Below are 16,699 nucleotides of genomic sequence, written 5' to 3' on the forward strand. Positions count from 1 at the left end.
CTAGTCGGCGTCGGCGTCCAGGGTCGTGCGCCAGCGGGTGACCGCGTCCGGCGAGACCGGGCCCTGCCAGCCGTCGGGGCGGGCCGCGCCGCCGATGTGGAACGCCGTGAGGCCGCCGGCCCGGAGCCGGGGCACGTGGTCGAGCCGGAGGCCGCCGCCCACCAGGATCTGCTGCGCGTACCCGGGTTCGCCCCCGCGTGCCGCCTCGGCGAGCAGGGTGGGCAGGCCGTCGTCCACGCCGGTGGCGGAGCCGGCGGTGAGGTAGGTGTCCAGGCCGGGCAGGTCGGCGAGGTGTTTGCGCAGGGCGTCGCGGTCGGCGGCCCGGTCGATCGCCCGGTGGAACGTCCACGGGCAGCCGTCGAGCGCGGCCACGACCCGCTCCACCGCGGCCAGGTCGACACCGCCGGCCGCGTCCAGGAAGCCGAGCACGAACTGGTCGGCGCCGGCCGCCCGCAGCTCGCCGGCGACCCCGGCCAGCCGTGTCACGTCACCGGCGGCGAAGCCGTCCGCGAGGCGGAGCATCACGCGCAGGTCGATGTCGACGGCGGCGCGGATCGCGGCGACGGTGGCGGGCGAGGGGGTGAGCCCGTCGGCCGCCATCTCGGTGACCAGCTCCAGCCGGTCCGCGCCTCCGGCCTGGGCGGCGACCGCGTCCTCGGTGTCGAGGGCGATCACCTCCAGGACTGCACGCTTGCTCATGGCACCCCATTCCCTCCGCCACTACAGGTCTAGTCCAATCAAAGCGTACGCCGGAACGGGGACGTCCCTCACCCGAAACGGAACCCGGGCGCCCGTGGGCGGGCGGGCGGCGCGGCAGAATGCCGTCCATGGCCGATCTCGACGCCCTGCGCCTCCGTTTCGCCCGTGCCCTGGAAGCCGCCCGCGCCCCCGGCGGCGGCCCCGACCCCACGCCGTACGCCGACAACCTGCTCATCCGCTGGCAGGAGCCGCAGCGCCGCTACCACACGGTGGCCCACCTCACCGAGGTGCTCGACCACGTCGACACCCTGGCGCCCTGCGCCGCCGACCCGGACGTCGTCCGCCTGGCCGCCTGGTTCCACGACGCCGTCTACCTGCCCGAACGGTCCGAGAACGAGGAACGGTCCGCGCGGCTGGCCGAGCGCGCCCTGCCCGAGGCCGGCGTGCCCGGCGCGAAGACCGCCGAGGTGGCCCGGCTGGTCCGGCTCACCGTCACGCACGACCCGGCCGCCTCCGACCGCGACGGGCAGGTGCTGTGCGACGCCGACCTGGCCGTCCTGGCCGCGCCCCCGTCGGCGTACGCCGCCTACACCGCCCGGATCCGCGAGGAGTACCACTTCGTCCCCGACGCCGCCTTCCGCACCGGCCGTTCCGCGGTCCTGCGCCAACTCCTGGAGCTGCCAAGCCTGTTCCGCACGCCGTACGGCCAGGAGCACTGGGAGGCCACCGCCCGCCACAACCTGGCCGGCGAGCTGGAAATGCTGTCGACCTGAGAACGGCCCCCGCCGTACTGTGCGCGCATGCGGATGATGAGCGGGGACCAGGTGGACGCGGCCGTCGCGCACTGCACGGCGACACTGCGCGCGGGAGTGGACCGGGACTGGGAAGCGGTCCACGCGGCCGGCATGGAGTGGACCTGCCGTACGACGGCCTTCCACATCGCCCAGGCCTTCACCCACTACGCGAGCCGTCTCGCCAGCCGCGCCCAGGAGCGCTTCCCGCTGGCCCTCACCCTCCCCGAGGGCACCGACAACGCCGGACTGCTCCAGGTGATCGAGGCGACCGGCGCCCTGGTGGCCGCGGCCGTCCGCACCGCGCCGCCCGGGGTCCGCGCGTACCACCCCCACCCCTTCGGCACCGCCGACCGCGAGGGTTTCGCGGCGCTGGCCGTCAACGAGGCGCTCCTGCACACGCACGACATCGCCGGGGGGCTCGGCCTCGCCCACGAACCCGACCCGGACCTCGCCGCGGCCGTCCTCGCCTGGCTGTTCCCCCACGTCGAGCCCGGCCCCGAGCCCTGGCCGACCCTGCTGTGGGCGACCGGCCGCGGCGAACTGCCCGGCCGCGCCCGCGTCACCGACTGGACCTTGTACAACAACCTGGTCCTCCCCACCGAGCGCCTCCTCCTCACCGGCATCCGCCCCGCCGTCGCCGACGACGTGCGCCTCGGCGGCAGGGGCGGCCTGGACTGGCTCGGGGACGGCCCGCACGAGGGCACCCGGCAGGCCTGCTCGCATCTGATGAAGGCCTACGAAACAGGCGCCCACCGCCCGGAGTTCGGCGTCTTCGCCCTCGTCCGGCAGGAGGACGGCCGGGCGATCGGCGGCGTCTGCTTCCACGGCGCCCCGGACGACGAGCGCCGGGTGGAGATCGGCTACGACCTGATCGAGGGCGCCCGCGGCGACGGCTACGCGACCGAGGCGGTGCGCACCCTGACCGAGTGGGCGCTGGCCCGGGACGACGTCGACACGGTCGTCGCGACGGTCGAACCGGACAACGTCCCCTCGCAACAGGTGGCGGCCCGGGCCGGGTTCGTCCGGGCGACCGTGGACGAGGAGCGGACCGCCCACGAGGAGTACGACATGGACAGCGGCCTCCGGCTCTACGTGCGCCGCGCCTGACGCCCCTTCGGCCGGCGCAGCCCGGACGCCCGCAGCAGGCGCACCACCTCGCGGCTGCGCACCTCCACCGCCCCGGCGGCCACCGCGTCCGCGTACCGGTGCGACGGCAGGTCGTAGTGGTCGCGCTCGAAGGCCCGCCGCGGGACGCCCAGCGCCTCGGCGAACCGGTGCAGCTCGTCGTAGGACATATCGCTCACCAGGTGCGACCACATGCGCCCGTGTCCGGGCCAGGCCGGCGGGTCGATGTAGACGGTCATCGGCGCCTCACGAGGACGCCGTCCCGCCCGTCGCCGAGCTGAGCGAGCCCACCGGGGCGACCTTCACGCCCGCCTTGTGGCACACCCAGTGCGGATCGGGGCCCAGTTCCGGTTCCACCTCCAGGGCGTGGGGGTCGCCGCCCCCGCACACCGGGCACAGCGGCCAGCGGCCGTACCGGTCCAGCAGCGCGTCCTGCACGTCCTGCGCGACCAGCCCGGCGACATAGCCGGCGCCCTGCGGCCACTGCCCGACCCACCAGCGGCGCTGCACGACGGAGTCCTCCACCAGCGAGACCACGTCGGGCTCCGCGGCCCCACCCGCGACGAGGTCCGCGAGTACCAGGGCGCGGGCCGCGTGCAACGCCTGTTCCAGGGGGCTGATGGGATCCATGCACCCATTGTGCGCACTCTTGACCCGGCCAAGGAACCGAAAATATCTTTCAGGGGTGACCCAGGACCTGAAGGAAAGTTTCGGCAGTCCGGGCGGCTCCCTCGCCGCCAAGGTGCGCACCCTCGCCCCCTCCATGACCCGCTCCATGCAGCGCGTCGCCGAGGCCGTCGCGAGCGACCCGGCCGGCTGCGCCGCCCTCACGGTCACCGGCCTCGCCGGGCTCACCGGCACCAGCGAGGCCACCGTCGTGCGCACCGCCCGGCTGCTCGGCTACCCCGGCTACCGCGACCTGCGCCTCGCCCTCGCCGGACTCGCCGCCCAGCAGCAGTCCGGCCGCGCGCCCGCCATCACCACCGACATCGCGGTGGACGACCCCCTGGCCGACGTCGTCGCCAAGCTGGCCTACGAGGAACAGCAGACCCTCGCCGACACCGCCGCCGGACTCGACACCGGCCAGCTCGGCGCGGCCGTCACCGCGCTCACCGGCGCCCGGCGCACCGACGTGTACGGCATAGGAGCCTCCGGGCTCGTCGCCCAGGACCTCACCCAGAAGCTGCTGCGGATAGGGCTCATAGCCCACGCGCACAGCGACCCGCACCTCGCCGTGACCAACGCGGTGCAGCTCCGCCCGGGAGACGTGGCCATCGCCATCACGCACTCCGGGTCCACCGGGGACGTCATCGAACCGCTCCGGGCCGCCTTCGAGCACGGGGCGACGACCGTCGCCATCACCGGCCGGCCCGACTCCCCCGTCACCCAGTACGCCGACCTGGTGCTGACCACGTCCACCTCGCGGGAGTCGGAGCTGCGGCCCGCCGCGATGTCCTCCCGGACGAGTCAACTGCTCGTCGTGGACTGTCTGTTCGTGGGGGTCGCCCAGCGGACGTACGAGACGGCGGCGCCCGCGCTGGCCGCGTCGTACGAGGCACTGGCCCACCGCCACCGCAGTGCTTCGCGCTAGAACGTAGGACGGACCGTTCGCGGGGATCCGCGGGCTCACTGGGCTTGTCGCGCAGTTCCCCGCGCCCCGGAGCGGTTCACTGGCCCCCTGTCGAAAGAGCCCCCGGAGAGAGCCACCCCCCATGACCTCTCATGACCTGCGCACCGAACTGGCTTCCCTGACCACCGAGGCCTTCCGGCCCGAGCTGGCCGACATCGACCGGCTGCCCACCCTGGAGATCGCCCGGCTGATGAACGGCGAGGACGCGGGCGTGCCCGCCGCCGTCGCCACCCAGCTGCCGCGGATCGCCGCCGCCGTCGACGCCGTCGCCGCCCGCATGGCCCGCGGCGGACGGCTCGTCTACGCCGGAGCCGGGACCGCCGGCCGGCTGGGCGTGCTGGACGCCTCCGAGTGCCCGCCCACCTTCAACACCGATCCCGCCCAGGTCGTCGGCCTCATCGCGGGCGGCCCCGACGCCATGGTGACCTCCGTGGAGGGTGCCGAGGACTCCGGGGAACTGGCCCGCAGGGACCTCGACGCGCTGAAGCTGAACGCCGACGACAGCGTGGTCGGCGTCTCCGCCTCCGGCCGCACCCCCTACGCGGTCGGCGCCGTCGAGCACGCCCGCGCCCTGGGCGCCCTGACCGTCGGCCTGGCCTGCAACGAACACAGCGCGCTGGCCGCCGCCGCCGAGCACGGCATCGAGGTCGTCGTGGGCCCGGAGCTGGTCACCGGCTCCACCCGGCTCAAGGCGGGCACGGCCCAGAAGCTCGTGCTCAACATGCTGTCGACCATCACGATGATCCGGCTCGGCAAGACGTACGGGAACCTGATGGTCGACGTGCGCGCCTCGAACGACAAACTGCGGGCCCGCTCCCGCCGGATCGTCGCGCTCGCCACCGGAGCGGGCGACGAGGAGATCGAGAAGGCCCTCGCCCAGACCGGCGGCGAGGTCAAGCACGCGATCCTGGCCCTGCTCGCCGGAGTCGACGGCCCGACGGCCGCCCGCCTTCTGGAGGAGTGTGACGGCCATCTGCGCGCCGCGCTGGCGCACGCCCCCCGCTGACCCGCACGCTCGGGGCGTGCGCAACGACCCCGCCTCCACCGCGACCGCCGTCCTCGCCCGGGTGGGCGGCCCGGCCAACGTCGTCTCCGTGACCCACTGCATGACCCGCCTGCGGCTGACCCTCGCCGACCCGGCGGCCGGGGACGAGGAGGCCCTGCGGGCCCTGCCCGGCGTGCTCGGGGTGGTGAGCGGCGGGGACGTGTGGCAGATCGTGCTCGGGCCCGGGGTGGTCGACGCGGTCACGGCCGAGGTGCGGACGCTGCTGGCCGCACCGGCCGCCGACGGCGCCGCCCCCGGTGCGCCGGCCGCCCCGGGCACCCGGGCCCCGGGAGGCGACCGGGCCCCCGAGGACCTCCTGCGGCACCTCGGCGCCGGCCCCGAGGCCGCCGCCGGCCAGGACACCCGCACTTCGGCGGCCGATCGGCACCGCGACGCCACCCCCGTCCGCACCGCCCTGCGCCGCGTCGCCCACGTCTTCGTCCCGCTGATCCCCGCCCTCATCGGCTGCGGCATCCTGGCCGGGCTCAACGGCCTGCTGCTGAACACCGGCCTGCTGCCCGCGCTCACCCCCGCCCTGTCCGCGATCGCCTCCGCGTTCATGGCGCTGATCCCGGTGTTCGTCGGCTACAACACGGCGAAGGAGTTCGGCGGCACGCCCGTGCTGGGCGGGGCGGTCGCGGCGGTCGTGGTGTACCCGGGCGTGGCGAAGGTGACGGCGTTCGGTGTGCATCTGGCGCCCGGGCAGGGCGGCGTGCTCGGCGCGCTCGCGGCGGCGTTCCTGGCCACACGGGTGGAGAAGTGGTGCCGGGGCCGGGTCCCGGGCGCGCTGGACGTGCTGCTGACCCCGGCCGTGACGGTCCTCGTCGCCGGCCTGGTGACGCTGTACGGCCTGATGTACGTGGCCGGCACGGTGGCGACGGCGATCGGCACGGCCGCGACCTGGCTGCTCGCCACCACCGGGGCCCTCGCCGGGCTGCTCCTCGGCGGCCTGTTCCTCCCGCTGGTCATGCTGGGCCTGCACCAGGCCCTGATCCCGCTGCACGCCACCCTCATCGAACAGCAGGGCTACACGGCCCTGCTGCCGCTGCTGGCGATGGCGGGCGCCGGCCAGGTGGGCGCGGCCCTCGCGGTCTACGTCCGCCTCCGCCACGACGTCCCGCTGCGGACGACCATCAGGTCGGCGCTCCCGGCGGGCCTGCTGGGGGTCGGCGAACCCCTCATCTACGGCGTCTCCCTGCCGCTCGGCCGGCCGTTCCTGACCGCCTGCGCGGGCGGGGCGGCGGGCGGGGCGTTCATCGGCTTCTTCGCCATGCTCGGCACCCGGGTGGGCGCCACGGCGATCGGCCCGTCGGGCTGGGCCCTGTTCCCGCTGCTGGCCGGGAACCGCGGCCCGGCCCTGCTGGCCGCGGTCTACGCGGGCGGCCTCCTCACCGGCTACCTGGTGGGCTTCCTGGCCACCTACGCCACCTTCCGCCCCGCCCCCACCGGCACCTCCACACCCCCGACCGCCCCGGCCCCCGCCGCCTGACACTGGAGCCGGCCCGGCGGTATCAGGTCCAGATCCCAGGCGTGACCGCCGAAGGCGCGCAGCGACTCGTAGCGTTCAAGGGCCTTGCCCACCCCGCGCGGGGGGGGGCGGTGCAAGCGGTCCAGCTCGACAGGCGCTTGCCCACGGTAACGACGACCAGTTGCTGAGGGCGCTCGGCCTGCGCGGCGGTCGGAGCCACGGCCAGCGTCGCCCACAGCCGCTTCTCGACGCGCTCACGGGTGCCGGAGACCAAAGCGTTCCAGCACGGTCACCCCTGGCAGCACCACCTTCTTGTCCACCAGTCGCTTGGTCGACGAGGTCGAACAGCAAGGTAGGGCGTTGTGGTGGGCACCGCCATCTCCCTGAGCGTCGGCGTGATTCGCGCGCGACGGTGCCAGGTGACCCAGCGGAGTATCAGGCGATCCCCGATCCCAGCCCAGAGCGTCACCTCATGTGTGTGATAGCTGGGCGGCCCGTACGGCAGCGGCGCGGGAGAAGTGGGTGCCGACAGCGGGGCGGTGCGAGTGAGCTGATTGGTCACCACCGGTGGATAGCGTCGGCAGGCTGCAACCCCCATCTCACGGCTTGCCCGCTGGTTCGGTCACTCCCAGGACCAGCCCTGGTTGGTTGGCCGATCCGTCGCAGCGGAATTGAGCGGCCTATGCGCCGTTGGCCGTACTTGTTGCCGATCGCATGGTGCAGCGCCTGCCGAGGCGGCGGTGTGCGGCGAACGCGGTGCCCAGAGAAAGGGTCGAACGATTTTAGTGGATTCGAGTCATCCGGTCAGCAGTTCTCTTGACCTGGCCGCTCCGATGGGGCAGGAGGCGAGGGCGAGCAGTGCACAAGATCGGCGGCAGCTGGTGGGCCTGGATGGTCTCCGCGGCCTGGCGGCCTTATACGTGGTCCTGTTCCACTGCTGGCTGTACACCTTCCCGGGATACCCCGACAGCTCGGCACCTCCGTGGCTGGAGGGCCTCATGTTCGGGCGCCTGGCCGTCGTCTTCTTTCTCGTGCTGTCCGGCTTCTCCCTGGCGATCTCTCCGGCCCGTCACGGCTGGCGGTCGGGCGGCGTCGGCCGGTTTCTGCGCCGTCGCGCCTGGCGCATCCTGCCTCCGTATTGGGCAGCGCTGGCCATGAGCCTAATAATTTCCTTGTCAATCGTGCCGGCTTCGCACTCTGGGCCACCCACTGGCACGACAATTCTGGTGTACGGCCTGGCCGCTCAGGACATGTTCACCGCCGCCACACCGAACGGCGCGTTCTGGTCGATCGGAGTGGAAGTCGAACTTTATCTCCTCTTCCCCCTTCTCCTTTTCGTTCGGCGCCGCGTGGGTGCGGCGGCCCTGGTTGCGTGCGTGACGATTCCGGTGATCGCCCGCGGCTTGGTGGCAGCGAACGCTTCTCCTGCGGAAGGCGACAACTGGCTCGCTCCACACCTCGCTCCCGTGTTCGTCGCAGGTCTGGTAGGCGCCGCAGTCGTCACCGCTTCGGACAGAGTTCGACGCCTGCCATGGGGATGGTTCGCTGCCCTGGCAGCCCTGCCTGTCCTGGCTCTCGGCGTCATACAAGGTTCTGTTTGGACGGTGAAACACTATTTCTGGATAGATCTCGCCATCGCTCCTGCCATGTCTCTGTTACTCGCTGCGGTCGCCACCGGCAGACCTGCCACCCTTGTGCGACTCCTGACCGCGCGCCCCATTCGAAGTCTCGGCAGCTTCTCATACAGCCTTTACCTGATCCATCTCCCCATCGTCATGACAGTGGTACGCCGCGTGGCACCCCCTTTTTTCTCGCCAGGCCTGCCCACGTTCTGGTTCACACTTATCGTTGCCCTCCCTGTCTCGGCGCTCGGGGCATGGCTCTTTTCCAAGATCTTTGAGATGCCCTTCAAACGGAACCGGTCGTGGAGGTTCCTGATCGAAGCCCTACCGCGCGGTCGCCGGCGCACTGGGGCTGGACTCCCCGGCTGACGACGCCGGCCTGCACGTCACATTCGACGCAGATGTGAAGGACGTCCACCACTGCCTCAGCCGTACGCGCGGCCTCATTGGCCAAGGCTCGGTGCGGCGCGGGGCTCCACCCGTGAGGACGCGATGGTGCCCTGCGCGGCGTGGCGGGGGCTGGGTCCGTCAAGCGTGACAGCTACCGCTGATAGCAACACCGGTTCCTACCCGGGCGGTGCGGCGCCCGCGCGGCCCGGCTCCCTGCGTGGGCGCGAGAGGCGGTGGTCGGACGGCGCGGTCGGCTGTGCTTGCCTCCGAATCGGCGCCGTGCGTCTTCAGGGCGCGCGGACGGCGGCGGTACACAGAGCCGTCCGTTACCGCGGCGCCTGGCGGTGGGGGCGCCCGCGCGGGCCGGTGTTTTCCTGGGGCAGGGCACCATGGTGGGGAGGAGGCGACCGATCGACATGAACCATGCCCAGCTCACCGCCCTCGGACGGGCCCTGCGGCTGCTCGGGGAGCACGGAGAGGCCCTGACCGCCGACACGCCCGACGCCCGGCTGCACGAGATCAGGAGCGACCTGCGGCGCGCCCTCGACCTGCTGGACGACAGCGTCAAGGCCGGCGCGCCCGCCACCCGGTGCCCCGAGCATCCGCAGGGGCCGGTCGACGAGAGCGCCCAAGACCTGTGTCTGCTGTGCGAGACCCGGCGCCGGGCCGCCCGCCGCTCGGAGTTCCAGGGCAGGCCCCGGCCCGGCGAGCCGGTGCCGTCGGCTCCCTCCCGCTACGGCGTCCGCGGCGACCGTCCGCAGCCCCAGCAGCGGTGGCTGCCGGAGCTGTGGAACGGCCAGGAGTGGCAGCTGTGCGGCACACCCCGGCGGGACCTCCGCGAGGCCGAGGCGTACCTCGCGGCCCAGCGGCGCGGCTCCCGGCCGGCGATGGCGTACCGGCTCGTGCACGAGTTCACCGACTACGAGGTGCTGCGGGTGTGGGGAACCCCGCTACGGGTCGACATCGAGCCCATGGGCAACCTGTAGCCGGGCCGGCGACCGGCCCGGCGAGCGGGTCAGCTCAGGGTCTTGACCGCCGCCGCGTCGTACGGCGCCAGCTCGTCGAAGCGGTCGGCGAGCACCTTCGCGGCCCACTGAGGGTCCTGGAGGAGCGCGCGGCCGACGGCGACCATGTCGAACTCGTCGGCCTCCAGGCGGTCCAGGAGGTTGTCGAGGCCCCGGACCGGGGAGCCCTCGCCCTGGAAGGCGTGCACGAAGTCACCGTCGAGGCCGACCGAGCCGACAGTGATGACGGGCTTGCCGGTGAGCTTCTTGGTCCAGCCGGCCAGGTTCAGGTCCGAGCCGTCGAACTCGGGGAGCCAGTAGCGGCGGGTGGAGGCGTGGAAGGCGTCGACACCGGCCTCCGCGAGTGGGGTGAGGATGGCCTCCAGCTCCTCCGGGGTCTGAGCGAGCCGGGCGTCGTACGCCTCCTGCTTCCACTGCGAGTAGCGGAAGATGACGGGGAACTCCGGGGAGACGGCGTCGCGGACGGCGGCGACGATCTCCGCCGCGAACCGCGCCCGGGACGCCGGGTCGCCGCCGTAGCCGTCGGTACGGCGGTTGGTGTGCGCCCAGAAGAACTGGTCGAGGAGGTAGCCGTGGGCGCCGTGGATCTCCACGCCGTCGAAGCCGATGCGCTCGGCGTCCGCCGCGGCCCGGGCGAACGCGCCGATGACGGCGTCGATGTCGGCCTGGGTCATGGGGGTGGCGTCCGCGGTGCCGTCGATGCGCAGGCCGGAGGGTCCGTGGGAGGGGGCGTCCGGGAAGGGCGCGTCACCCTGGTTGCGGACGGTGCCGATGTGCCACAGCTGCGGGACGATCGTGCCGCCGGCCGCGTGCACGTCCTCGGCGACCTTCGCCCAGCCCGCCAGCTGCTCCTCGCCGTGAAAGCGCGGGACCCGGTCGCTCTGGCCGGCCGACGCGTGCCCCACGTAGGTGCCCTCGGTGACGATGAGGCCGACGCCGGCGGCGGCGCGGCGGGCGTAGTACGAGCGCACGTCCTCACCGGGGACGCCGCCCGGGGAGAACATGCGGGTCATCGGCGCCATCACGATCCGGTTGGGGACGGTGAGGCCGTTGAGGGCGATCGGCCGGGACAGGATCCGGGCCGTGCGGGAGGCGGGGGTCGTGGCGGTCACGTAGGGGCTCCTCGGGAATTCGCTCGGTAGACCACGCGGTATGTGCGCGCGCAATGTTGCACCTACTGAATGAACTCCGGGCGCGCGTCCGCGCATTCCACCCGCACCGCACCGCCTCCGTGACCCCGGTCACACACCGCGCACCCGCGGCGGGAAACGCCCGAGGGCGGTACCCCTTGCCTCAGCAGGGGTACCGCCCTCGGTCGGAAGGACAGGCGATCAGCCGGAGGCCGATCAGAAGTCCATGTCACCGCCCGGCATGCCGCCGCCGGCCGGAGCGGCGTTCTTCTCCGGCTTGTCGGCGATGACGGCCTCGGTGGTGAGGAACAGCGCGGCGATCGACGCGGCGTTCTGGAGCGCGGAACGCGTCACCTTCGCCGGGTCGATGATGCCCTCGGCGATCAGGTCGACGTACTCACCGGTCGCGGCGTTCAGGCCGTGGCCCGGGGTGAGGTTGCGCACCTTCTCCACCACGACACCGCCCTCGAGGCCGGCGTTGACGGCGATCTGCTTCAGCGGGGCCTCGAGCGCGATGCGCACGGCGTTGGCGCCGGTCGCCTCGTCACCCTCGAGCTCCAGCTTCTCGAAGACCTGGGAGGCCTGGAGCAGGGCCACGCCACCACCGGCGACGATGCCCTCCTCGACGGCCGCCTTGGCGTTGCGGACGGCGTCCTCGATGCGGTGCTTGCGCTCCTTGAGCTCCACCTCGGTCGCGGCACCGGCCTTGATGACCGCGACGCCGCCGGCGAGCTTCGCCAGGCGCTCCTGGAGCTTCTCGCGGTCGTAGTCCGAGTCGCTGTTCTCGATCTCGGCGCGGATCTGGTTGACCCGGCCGTTGACCTGCTCGGAGGAGCCCGAACCGTCGACGATGGTGGTCTCGTCCTTGGTGATGACGACCTTGCGGGCGCGGCCCAGGAGGTCCAGGGTCGCGTTCTCCAGCTTGAGGCCGACCTCCTCGGAGATCACCTCGCCGCCCGTGAGGATGGCGATGTCGCCGAGCATGGCCTTGCGGCGGTCGCCGAAGCCCGGGGCCTTGACGGCGACGGACTTGAAGGTGCCGCGGATCTTGTTGACGACCAGGGTCGACAGGGCCTCGCCCTCGACGTCCTCGGCGATGATCAGCAGCGGCTTGCCCGACTGCATGACCTTCTCCAGGAGCGGGAGCAGGTCCTTGACCGAGGAGATCTTGGAGTTGGCGATGAGGATGTAGGGGTCCTCGAGCACCGACTCCATGCGCTCCATGTCGGTCGCGAAGTAGGCGGAGATGTAGCCCTTGTCGAAGCGCATGCCCTCGGTGAGCTCGAGCTCCAGACCGAAGGTGTTGCTCTCCTCGACGGTGATGACGCCTTCCTTGCCGACCTTGTCCATGGCCTCGGCGATGAGCTCGCCGATCTGGGTGTCGGCGGCGGAGATGGACGCCGTGGAGGCGATCTGCTCCTTGGTCTCGACGTCCTTCGCCTGCTCCAGCAGGGCGGCGGAGACGGCCTCGACGGCCTTCTCGATACCGCGCTTCAGGGCCATGGGGTTGGCGCCGGCGGCGACGTTGCGCAGGCCTTCCTTGACCAGGGCCTGGGCGAGAACGGTCGCGGTGGTCGTACCGTCACCGGCGACGTCGTCCGTCTTCTTGGCGACTTCCTTGACCAGCTCGGCGCCGATCTTCTCGTACGGGTCCTCGAGTTCGATCTCCTTGGCGATGGAAACACCATCGTTGGTGATCGTGGGGGCGCCCCACTTCTTCTCGAGGACGACGTTGCGGCCCTTGGGGCCGAGCGTCACCTTTACGGCGTCCGCGAGCTGGTTCATGCCGCGCTCGAGGCCGCGCCGCGCCTCCTCGTCGAACGCGATGATCTTGGCCATGTGAAGTGGTCCCTCCAGGACTGGGGGTGATTCCTTCGGACCGCGCCCGCGCCCGCGACGGACGGCTCGCCGGCCGCGTGGTTCCTTGCCCCACTTGGCCTGCGGGCCTCACCGACCCGGTCCTTCGTTGTCACTCTCACCTTCAGAGTGCTAATGCCAATGATTAGCACTCGGCATGGTCGAGTGCAAGCGCCTCGGGGGGTACGAGCCCTCCGTCAGCCCCCCGCGAACACCTGTCCGGGGCGCGGACGCGGGCGCGGGCCGGGCGCGAACCGGGCACGGACGCGGACGCGGACCGGGCGCGGACCCCGCCCCGGACCGGGCACGCACCCCGCCCCGGACCGGCGCGGGCCCGGGCACGGCGAAGGGCCCGCACCCTGTGCCGGTGCGGGCCCTTCGCCAACGAAAAACGTTCAGGCGCTGAGGCGAACCATGTCGGCCTGCGGGCCCTTCTGGCCCTGCGAGATCTCGAACTCCACCCGCTGGCCCTCTTCCAGGGTGCGGTAGCCGTCCATCTGAATGGCGCTGTAATGGACGAAGACGTCCGCACCACCGTCGACCGCGATGAAGCCGTACCCCTTCTCCGCGTTGAACCACTTGACGGTGCCCTGAGCCATGCCTAACTCCCCTATTACTGGCCCTTGCACAGATCCACACTTCGCGGACCCGGGTCAGACCTCGCCCCCCACTGGCCGGGGGCGTGCGCCGGAACGCGTCGACCGCGGCTGAATGTATCTGTCCAACTGCCGTCTGCAACAGGTCAATCGGACGAGAAATCTGGACTCGGGCGGTCCGGAATGTGGCGAGAATTCATCCGACTTCAGGGCAAGTCGGGCCCCGCAAAGGGAACAAATGCCGCGGAGCACCCCAGCACTTTGGCTGTTTCTTGTCGGGTGCGCGGCATGAATGGAAGGGCCACCGACCTGCGGACCGCGACCGTGTTCCCCAACTCTACCGCGCTCAATCACACAGAATTGCCCCCTCCGCTTCTCTTACGGAGGGGGCAATCACATGAACGGCATGTAACTGACGTTACCGAGGGTAATGACGCGGCGGATCAGCCGCCGGCGACCGCCGGAATGATCGAGACGCCCGCACCGTCCGGCGTGGCGGTCTCGAGGCCCTGCTCGAAGCGGACGTCGTCGTCGTTCACGTACACGTTGACGAACCGGCGCAGCTTGCCCTGGTCGTCCAGCACCCGGGCGGCGATCCCGGCGTGGTTCTTCTCCAGGTCCGCGATGACCTCGGCGAGGGTCGCGCCCTCGGCGGCGACCTCGGCCGAACCGCCGGTGTAGGTACGCAGGATGGTGGGGATGCGAACGGTCACGCTCATGCGAGGCCAGCCTCTCGGAAGGAGTCCAGGGTCGGGCGGATGGTGGCGGTGAGGCCGGTCCCGGCCACCGCGTCCAGGGTCTTCAGGCCGTCACCGGTGTTCAGGACGACCGTGGTCCTCGCCGGGTCCAGCACACCGTTCTCGATCAGCTTGCGGGTGACGCCCACGGTGACACCGCCGGCGGTCTCCGCGAAGATGCCCTCGGTCCGCGCGAGCAGCTTGATCGCGTCCACCACCTGCTGGTCGGTGACGTCCTCCACGGCACCACCGGTGCGGCGCGCGATGTCCAGCACGTACGGACCGTCGGCCGGGTTGCCGATGGCGAGCGACTTGGCGATCGTGTTCGGCTTCTGCGGCCGTACGACGTCGTGCCCGGCCTTGAAGGCGGTGGACACCGGCGAGCAGCCCTCGGCCTGCGCGCCGAAGATCCGGTACGGCCGGTCCTCGACGAGACCGAGTTCGATCAGCTCCCTCAGACCCTTGTCGATCTTCGTGAGCTGGGAGCCGGAGGCGATCGGGACCACGATCTGGTCGGGCAGCCGCCAGCCGAGCTGCTCGCAGATCTCGTACGCCAGGGTCTTGGAGCCCTCCGCGTAGTACGGCCGCAGGTTGACGTTGACGAAGCCCCAGCCCTCGCCGGCCGAGTCGCCGATCAGCTCGGAGCAGAAGCGGTTCACGTCGTCGTAGTTGCCCTCGATGCCGACCAGCTCACCGCCGTAGACGGCGGCCATGACCACTTTGGCCTGCTCCAGGTCGTGCGGGATGAACACGCAGGAGCGCAGGCCCGCCCGGGCGGCGGCGGCGCCGACGGCGCCGGCCAGGTTGCCCGTGGAGGAGCAGGACAGGGTGGTGAAGCCGAAGGCGCGGGCGGCCTCCAGGGCCTGGGCGACGACCCGGTCCTTGAAGGAGTGCGTCGGGTTGCCGGAGTCGTCCTTCACGTACAGCCCGCCGGTCACGCCCAGCTCGCGCGCCAGGTTGTCCGCCCTGACCAGCTCGGTCCAGCCCGGGTTCAGGTTGGGCTTGCCGGCGACGTCCGCGGGGACCGGCAGCAGCGGGGCGTACCGCCAGATGTTCGCGGGGCCCGCCTCGATACGGCGGCGCAGCTCTTCGGTGTCGTAGGCGGAGAAGTCGTAGGCAATCTCCAGCGGACCGAAACACTCCTCGCAGGCGAAGACCGGGCCGAGCGGCACCCGGTGACCGCACTCGCGACAGCTCAGAGCCGTGGCGGGACCGAGGTCGACGGTGGAACTGCCGGTGCTTGCAACTGTCTGCACAGCCATGGAGGCGAGGCCCTTTCTCCTCATCTTCCTCACGACGCACTTCGCCGTGAGACGGATTTGGCACCTTCCCTAGCCGGGAGCCTCGCGAAGACGATCAGAACTGATCTACGAGAACCGACTGGAGGGTTGCCGGGGCTTCATCGGGCCGTGTCCCTCTGCCCCTCTGGATGAGCAATATGTGGTTGTGGACGCGGGCGACCCCCGACATGCGATGGTCACCGGCGTTGTCCAAGACTGTAACCGAAGGCCAGGACAGTTGAGATAGTCGTCCGTACCGCGAGATGGATCACACCGTGTGTGTGGTCGTGACAGTGAGGAACCACAGACCGTGCTGGAAGAAGTCGAGCGCTGGCTGGCCGACCGCTCCTGGTCCGTGACCGACCGCCCGCCCCACCGGATCCTGGCCGCCAAGCAGCGCACGGGCCAGACGATCAGCGTCGTGCTGCCCGCGCTCAACGAGGAGGAGACGGTCGGCGACATCGTCGCGGTCATCCGCCACGACCTCGTGGAGCAGATACCGCTGGTCGACGAGATCGTCGTCGTCGACTCCGGCTCCACCGACCGCACCGCGCAGGTCGCCGCGCGCGCCGGCGCCCGGGTCGTCCACCGCGACGCCATCCTGCCCCGCATTCCCGCCGTCCCCGGCAAGGGCGAGGTGCTGTGGCGCTCGCTGCTGGTGACCGGCGGGGACATCGTCTGCTTCATCGACGCCGACCTGCGCGAGTTCTCCTCCGACTTCGTCACCGGGATCGTCGGCCCGCTGCTCACCGACCCCGGCGTCGACCTGGTCAAGGCGATGTACGACCGCCCGCTCGGCGGCGCGGCCGGACAGGGCGGCCGGGTCACCGAACTCATGGCCCGGCCGCTGCTGAACATGCACTGGCCGCAGCTGGCCGGTTTCGTGCAGCCGCTGGGCGGCGAGTACGCGGCCCGGCGCTCCCTGCTGGAACAGCTCCCGTTCCCCGTCGGCTACGGCGTGGAGCTCGGGATGCTGGTGGACGCGCTGCACCTGGCCGGCCTGGACGCGCTGGCCCAGGTCGACGTGGGCGTGCGCCTCCACCGCCACCAGGACGGGCAGGCCCTGGGCCGGATGGCCGCCGCGATCTACCGCACCGCCCAGCTCCGGCTGGCCCGCGGCCATCTGGTCCGGCCCGCGCTGACCCAGTTCGAACGGGGCGAGAACGGGTTCGAGCCGCGCACCTACTCGGTGGACACCGAGGAACGGCCGCCCATGGTGGAGATCGCCGAGTACGCCGAGCGCAAGGTGGCGTGAACAGTCCGTATACGGCCCGCTTCGTGGGCGGACCGTACGTTTGAGC

The 16,699-nt window shown here is 71.7% G+C and carries 16 protein-coding genes and 1 riboswitch; of the genes, 8 read left to right on the forward strand and 8 right to left on the reverse strand.

Translation table 11 applies throughout. The features are described 5' to 3' along the window. Window positions 1-699 (reverse strand): copper homeostasis protein CutC, encoded by a 699-nt coding sequence (locus tag ABZ117_RS06300; RefSeq protein ID WP_356817904.1) that lies wholly within the window; start codon window positions 697-699, stop codon window positions 1-3. Between the two features lie 128 nt (window positions 700-827). Here ABZ117_RS06300 and ABZ117_RS06305 point away from each other — a divergent pair, with 128 nt between their 5' ends. Next, the gene (locus tag ABZ117_RS06305) at window positions 828-1,472 is read left to right on the forward strand and encodes a hypothetical protein (RefSeq protein ID WP_356817906.1); all 645 of its coding nucleotides are present in this window, start codon (window positions 828-830) and stop codon (window positions 1,470-1,472) included. Window positions 1,473-1,508: 36 nt separating this feature from the next. Continuing rightward, the gene (locus ABZ117_RS06310) at window positions 1,509-2,600 is read left to right on the forward strand and encodes a GNAT family N-acetyltransferase (protein ID WP_356818167.1); all 1,092 of its coding nucleotides are present in this window, start codon (window positions 1,509-1,511) and stop codon (window positions 2,598-2,600) included. Here the strand turns inward: ABZ117_RS06310 and ABZ117_RS06315 are convergent. Then, a complete protein-coding gene (locus tag ABZ117_RS06315; RefSeq protein WP_356817908.1) occupies window positions 2,582-2,857 on the reverse strand; it encodes a DUF4031 domain-containing protein in 276 nt (91 codons plus the stop codon). The two genes, ABZ117_RS06310 and ABZ117_RS06315, sit on opposite strands and share 19 nt — an antisense overlap. A 7-nt stretch (window positions 2,858-2,864) precedes the next feature. Continuing rightward, entirely contained in the window at window positions 2,865-3,248 is a 384-nt protein-coding gene (locus ABZ117_RS06320; RefSeq protein ID WP_356817910.1) for a hypothetical protein, read from the reverse strand. A gap of 55 nt (window positions 3,249-3,303) precedes the next feature. Between ABZ117_RS06320 and ABZ117_RS06325 the strand changes: the two genes are divergently transcribed. The 5 genes from ABZ117_RS06325 (at window position 3,304) to ABZ117_RS06345 (ending at window position 9,759) form a co-directional block, all read left to right on the forward strand. Next, window positions 3,304-4,209 carry a MurR/RpiR family transcriptional regulator gene (locus tag ABZ117_RS06325; protein ID WP_356817912.1) on the forward strand — a complete coding sequence of 302 codons (906 nt, stop codon included), beginning with the start codon at window positions 3,304-3,306 and terminating at the stop codon, window positions 4,207-4,209. A 121-nt stretch (window positions 4,210-4,330) separates the two neighbouring features. Continuing rightward, the gene (gene murQ, locus ABZ117_RS06330; RefSeq protein ID WP_356817914.1) at window positions 4,331-5,254 is read left to right on the forward strand and encodes an N-acetylmuramic acid 6-phosphate etherase; all 924 of its coding nucleotides are present in this window, start codon (window positions 4,331-4,333) and stop codon (window positions 5,252-5,254) included. 16 nt (window positions 5,255-5,270) lie between these two features. Then, the gene (locus ABZ117_RS06335; RefSeq protein ID WP_356817916.1) at window positions 5,271-6,782 is read left to right on the forward strand and encodes a PTS transporter subunit EIIC; all 1,512 of its coding nucleotides are present in this window, start codon (window positions 5,271-5,273) and stop codon (window positions 6,780-6,782) included. An 812-nt stretch (window positions 6,783-7,594) separates the two neighbouring features. Further along, entirely contained in the window at window positions 7,595-8,752 is a 1,158-nt protein-coding gene (locus ABZ117_RS06340) for an acyltransferase (RefSeq protein WP_356818169.1), read from the forward strand. A gap of 437 nt (window positions 8,753-9,189) precedes the next feature. Then, window positions 9,190-9,759 carry a hypothetical protein gene (locus ABZ117_RS06345; protein ID WP_356817918.1) on the forward strand — a complete coding sequence of 190 codons (570 nt, stop codon included), beginning with the start codon at window positions 9,190-9,192 and terminating at the stop codon, window positions 9,757-9,759. Window positions 9,760-9,788: 29 nt separating this feature from the next. On the opposite strand, the gene ABZ117_RS06350 is transcribed toward ABZ117_RS06345, so the two are convergent. From ABZ117_RS06350 to thrC, 5 genes are all read right to left on the reverse strand, one after another. After that, window positions 9,789-10,910 carry an NADH:flavin oxidoreductase gene (locus ABZ117_RS06350; protein ID WP_356817920.1) on the reverse strand — a complete coding sequence of 374 codons (1,122 nt, stop codon included), beginning with the start codon at window positions 10,908-10,910 and terminating at the stop codon, window positions 9,789-9,791. Window positions 10,911-11,144: 234 nt separating this feature from the next. After that, on the reverse strand, window positions 11,145-12,767 hold the full coding sequence (gene groL, locus ABZ117_RS06355) for a chaperonin GroEL (RefSeq protein ID WP_356817922.1): 1,623 nt from the start codon (window positions 12,765-12,767) through the stop codon (window positions 11,145-11,147). A gap of 413 nt (window positions 12,768-13,180) precedes the next feature. Further along, window positions 13,181-13,384 carry a cold-shock protein gene (locus ABZ117_RS06360; RefSeq protein ID WP_004929928.1) on the reverse strand — a complete coding sequence of 68 codons (204 nt, stop codon included), beginning with the start codon at window positions 13,382-13,384 and terminating at the stop codon, window positions 13,181-13,183. Window positions 13,385-13,824: 440 nt separating this feature from the next. Then, window positions 13,825-14,100: a MoaD/ThiS family protein gene (locus ABZ117_RS06365; RefSeq protein ID WP_356817924.1), complete on the reverse strand. Its 276-nt coding sequence runs from the start codon at window positions 14,098-14,100 to the stop codon at window positions 13,825-13,827. Next, window positions 14,097-15,380: a threonine synthase gene (gene thrC, locus ABZ117_RS06370; RefSeq protein ID WP_356817926.1), complete on the reverse strand. Its 1,284-nt coding sequence runs from the start codon at window positions 15,378-15,380 to the stop codon at window positions 14,097-14,099. The genes ABZ117_RS06365 and thrC overlap by 4 nt, the downstream gene beginning before the upstream one ends. Window positions 15,381-15,397: 17 nt before the next feature. Continuing rightward, window positions 15,398-15,554: riboswitch (SAM riboswitch) on the reverse strand. A 154-nt stretch (window positions 15,555-15,708) separates the two neighbouring features. Here thrC and ABZ117_RS06375 point away from each other — a divergent pair. Further along, window positions 15,709-16,653, forward strand: a complete 945-nt coding sequence (locus ABZ117_RS06375) for a glucosyl-3-phosphoglycerate synthase (RefSeq protein ID WP_356817928.1) — start codon at window positions 15,709-15,711, stop codon at window positions 16,651-16,653. The last annotated feature ends 46 nt before the right edge of the window (window positions 16,654-16,699 follow it).

This window comes from Streptomyces sp. NPDC006309, assembly GCF_040613095.1.
Lineage (GTDB): Bacteria > Actinomycetota > Actinomycetes > Streptomycetales > Streptomycetaceae > Streptomyces.

What these genes read in the sequence shown, in the direction of transcription:
- ABZ117_RS06300 (WP_356817904.1), bottom strand. Translation starts at nt 699, where the DNA reads ATGAGCAAGCGTGCAGTCCTGGAGGTGATCGCCCTCGACACCGAGGAC.
- ABZ117_RS06305 (WP_356817906.1), top strand. Translation starts at nt 828, where the DNA reads ATGGCCGATCTCGACGCCCTGCGCCTCCGTTTCGCCCGTGCCCTGGAA.
- ABZ117_RS06310 (WP_356818167.1), top strand. Translation starts at nt 1,509, where the DNA reads ATGAGCGGGGACCAGGTGGACGCGGCCGTCGCGCACTGCACGGCGACA.
- ABZ117_RS06315 (WP_356817908.1), bottom strand. Translation starts at nt 2,857, where the DNA reads ATGACCGTCTACATCGACCCGCCGGCCTGGCCCGGACACGGGCGCATG.
- ABZ117_RS06320 (WP_356817910.1), bottom strand. Translation starts at nt 3,248, where the DNA reads ATGGATCCCATCAGCCCCCTGGAACAGGCGTTGCACGCGGCCCGCGCC.
- murQ (WP_356817914.1), top strand. Translation starts at nt 4,331, where the DNA reads ATGACCTCTCATGACCTGCGCACCGAACTGGCTTCCCTGACCACCGAG.
- ABZ117_RS06340 (WP_356818169.1), top strand. Translation starts at nt 7,595, where the DNA reads ATGGGGCAGGAGGCGAGGGCGAGCAGTGCACAAGATCGGCGGCAGCTG.
- ABZ117_RS06345 (WP_356817918.1), top strand. Translation starts at nt 9,190, where the DNA reads ATGAACCATGCCCAGCTCACCGCCCTCGGACGGGCCCTGCGGCTGCTC.
- groL (WP_356817922.1), bottom strand. Translation starts at nt 12,767, where the DNA reads ATGGCCAAGATCATCGCGTTCGACGAGGAGGCGCGGCGCGGCCTCGAG.
- ABZ117_RS06360 (WP_004929928.1), bottom strand. Translation starts at nt 13,384, where the DNA reads ATGGCTCAGGGCACCGTCAAGTGGTTCAACGCGGAGAAGGGGTACGGC.
- ABZ117_RS06365 (WP_356817924.1), bottom strand. Translation starts at nt 14,100, where the DNA reads ATGAGCGTGACCGTTCGCATCCCCACCATCCTGCGTACCTACACCGGC.
- thrC (WP_356817926.1), bottom strand. Translation starts at nt 15,380, where the DNA reads ATGGCTGTGCAGACAGTTGCAAGCACCGGCAGTTCCACCGTCGACCTC.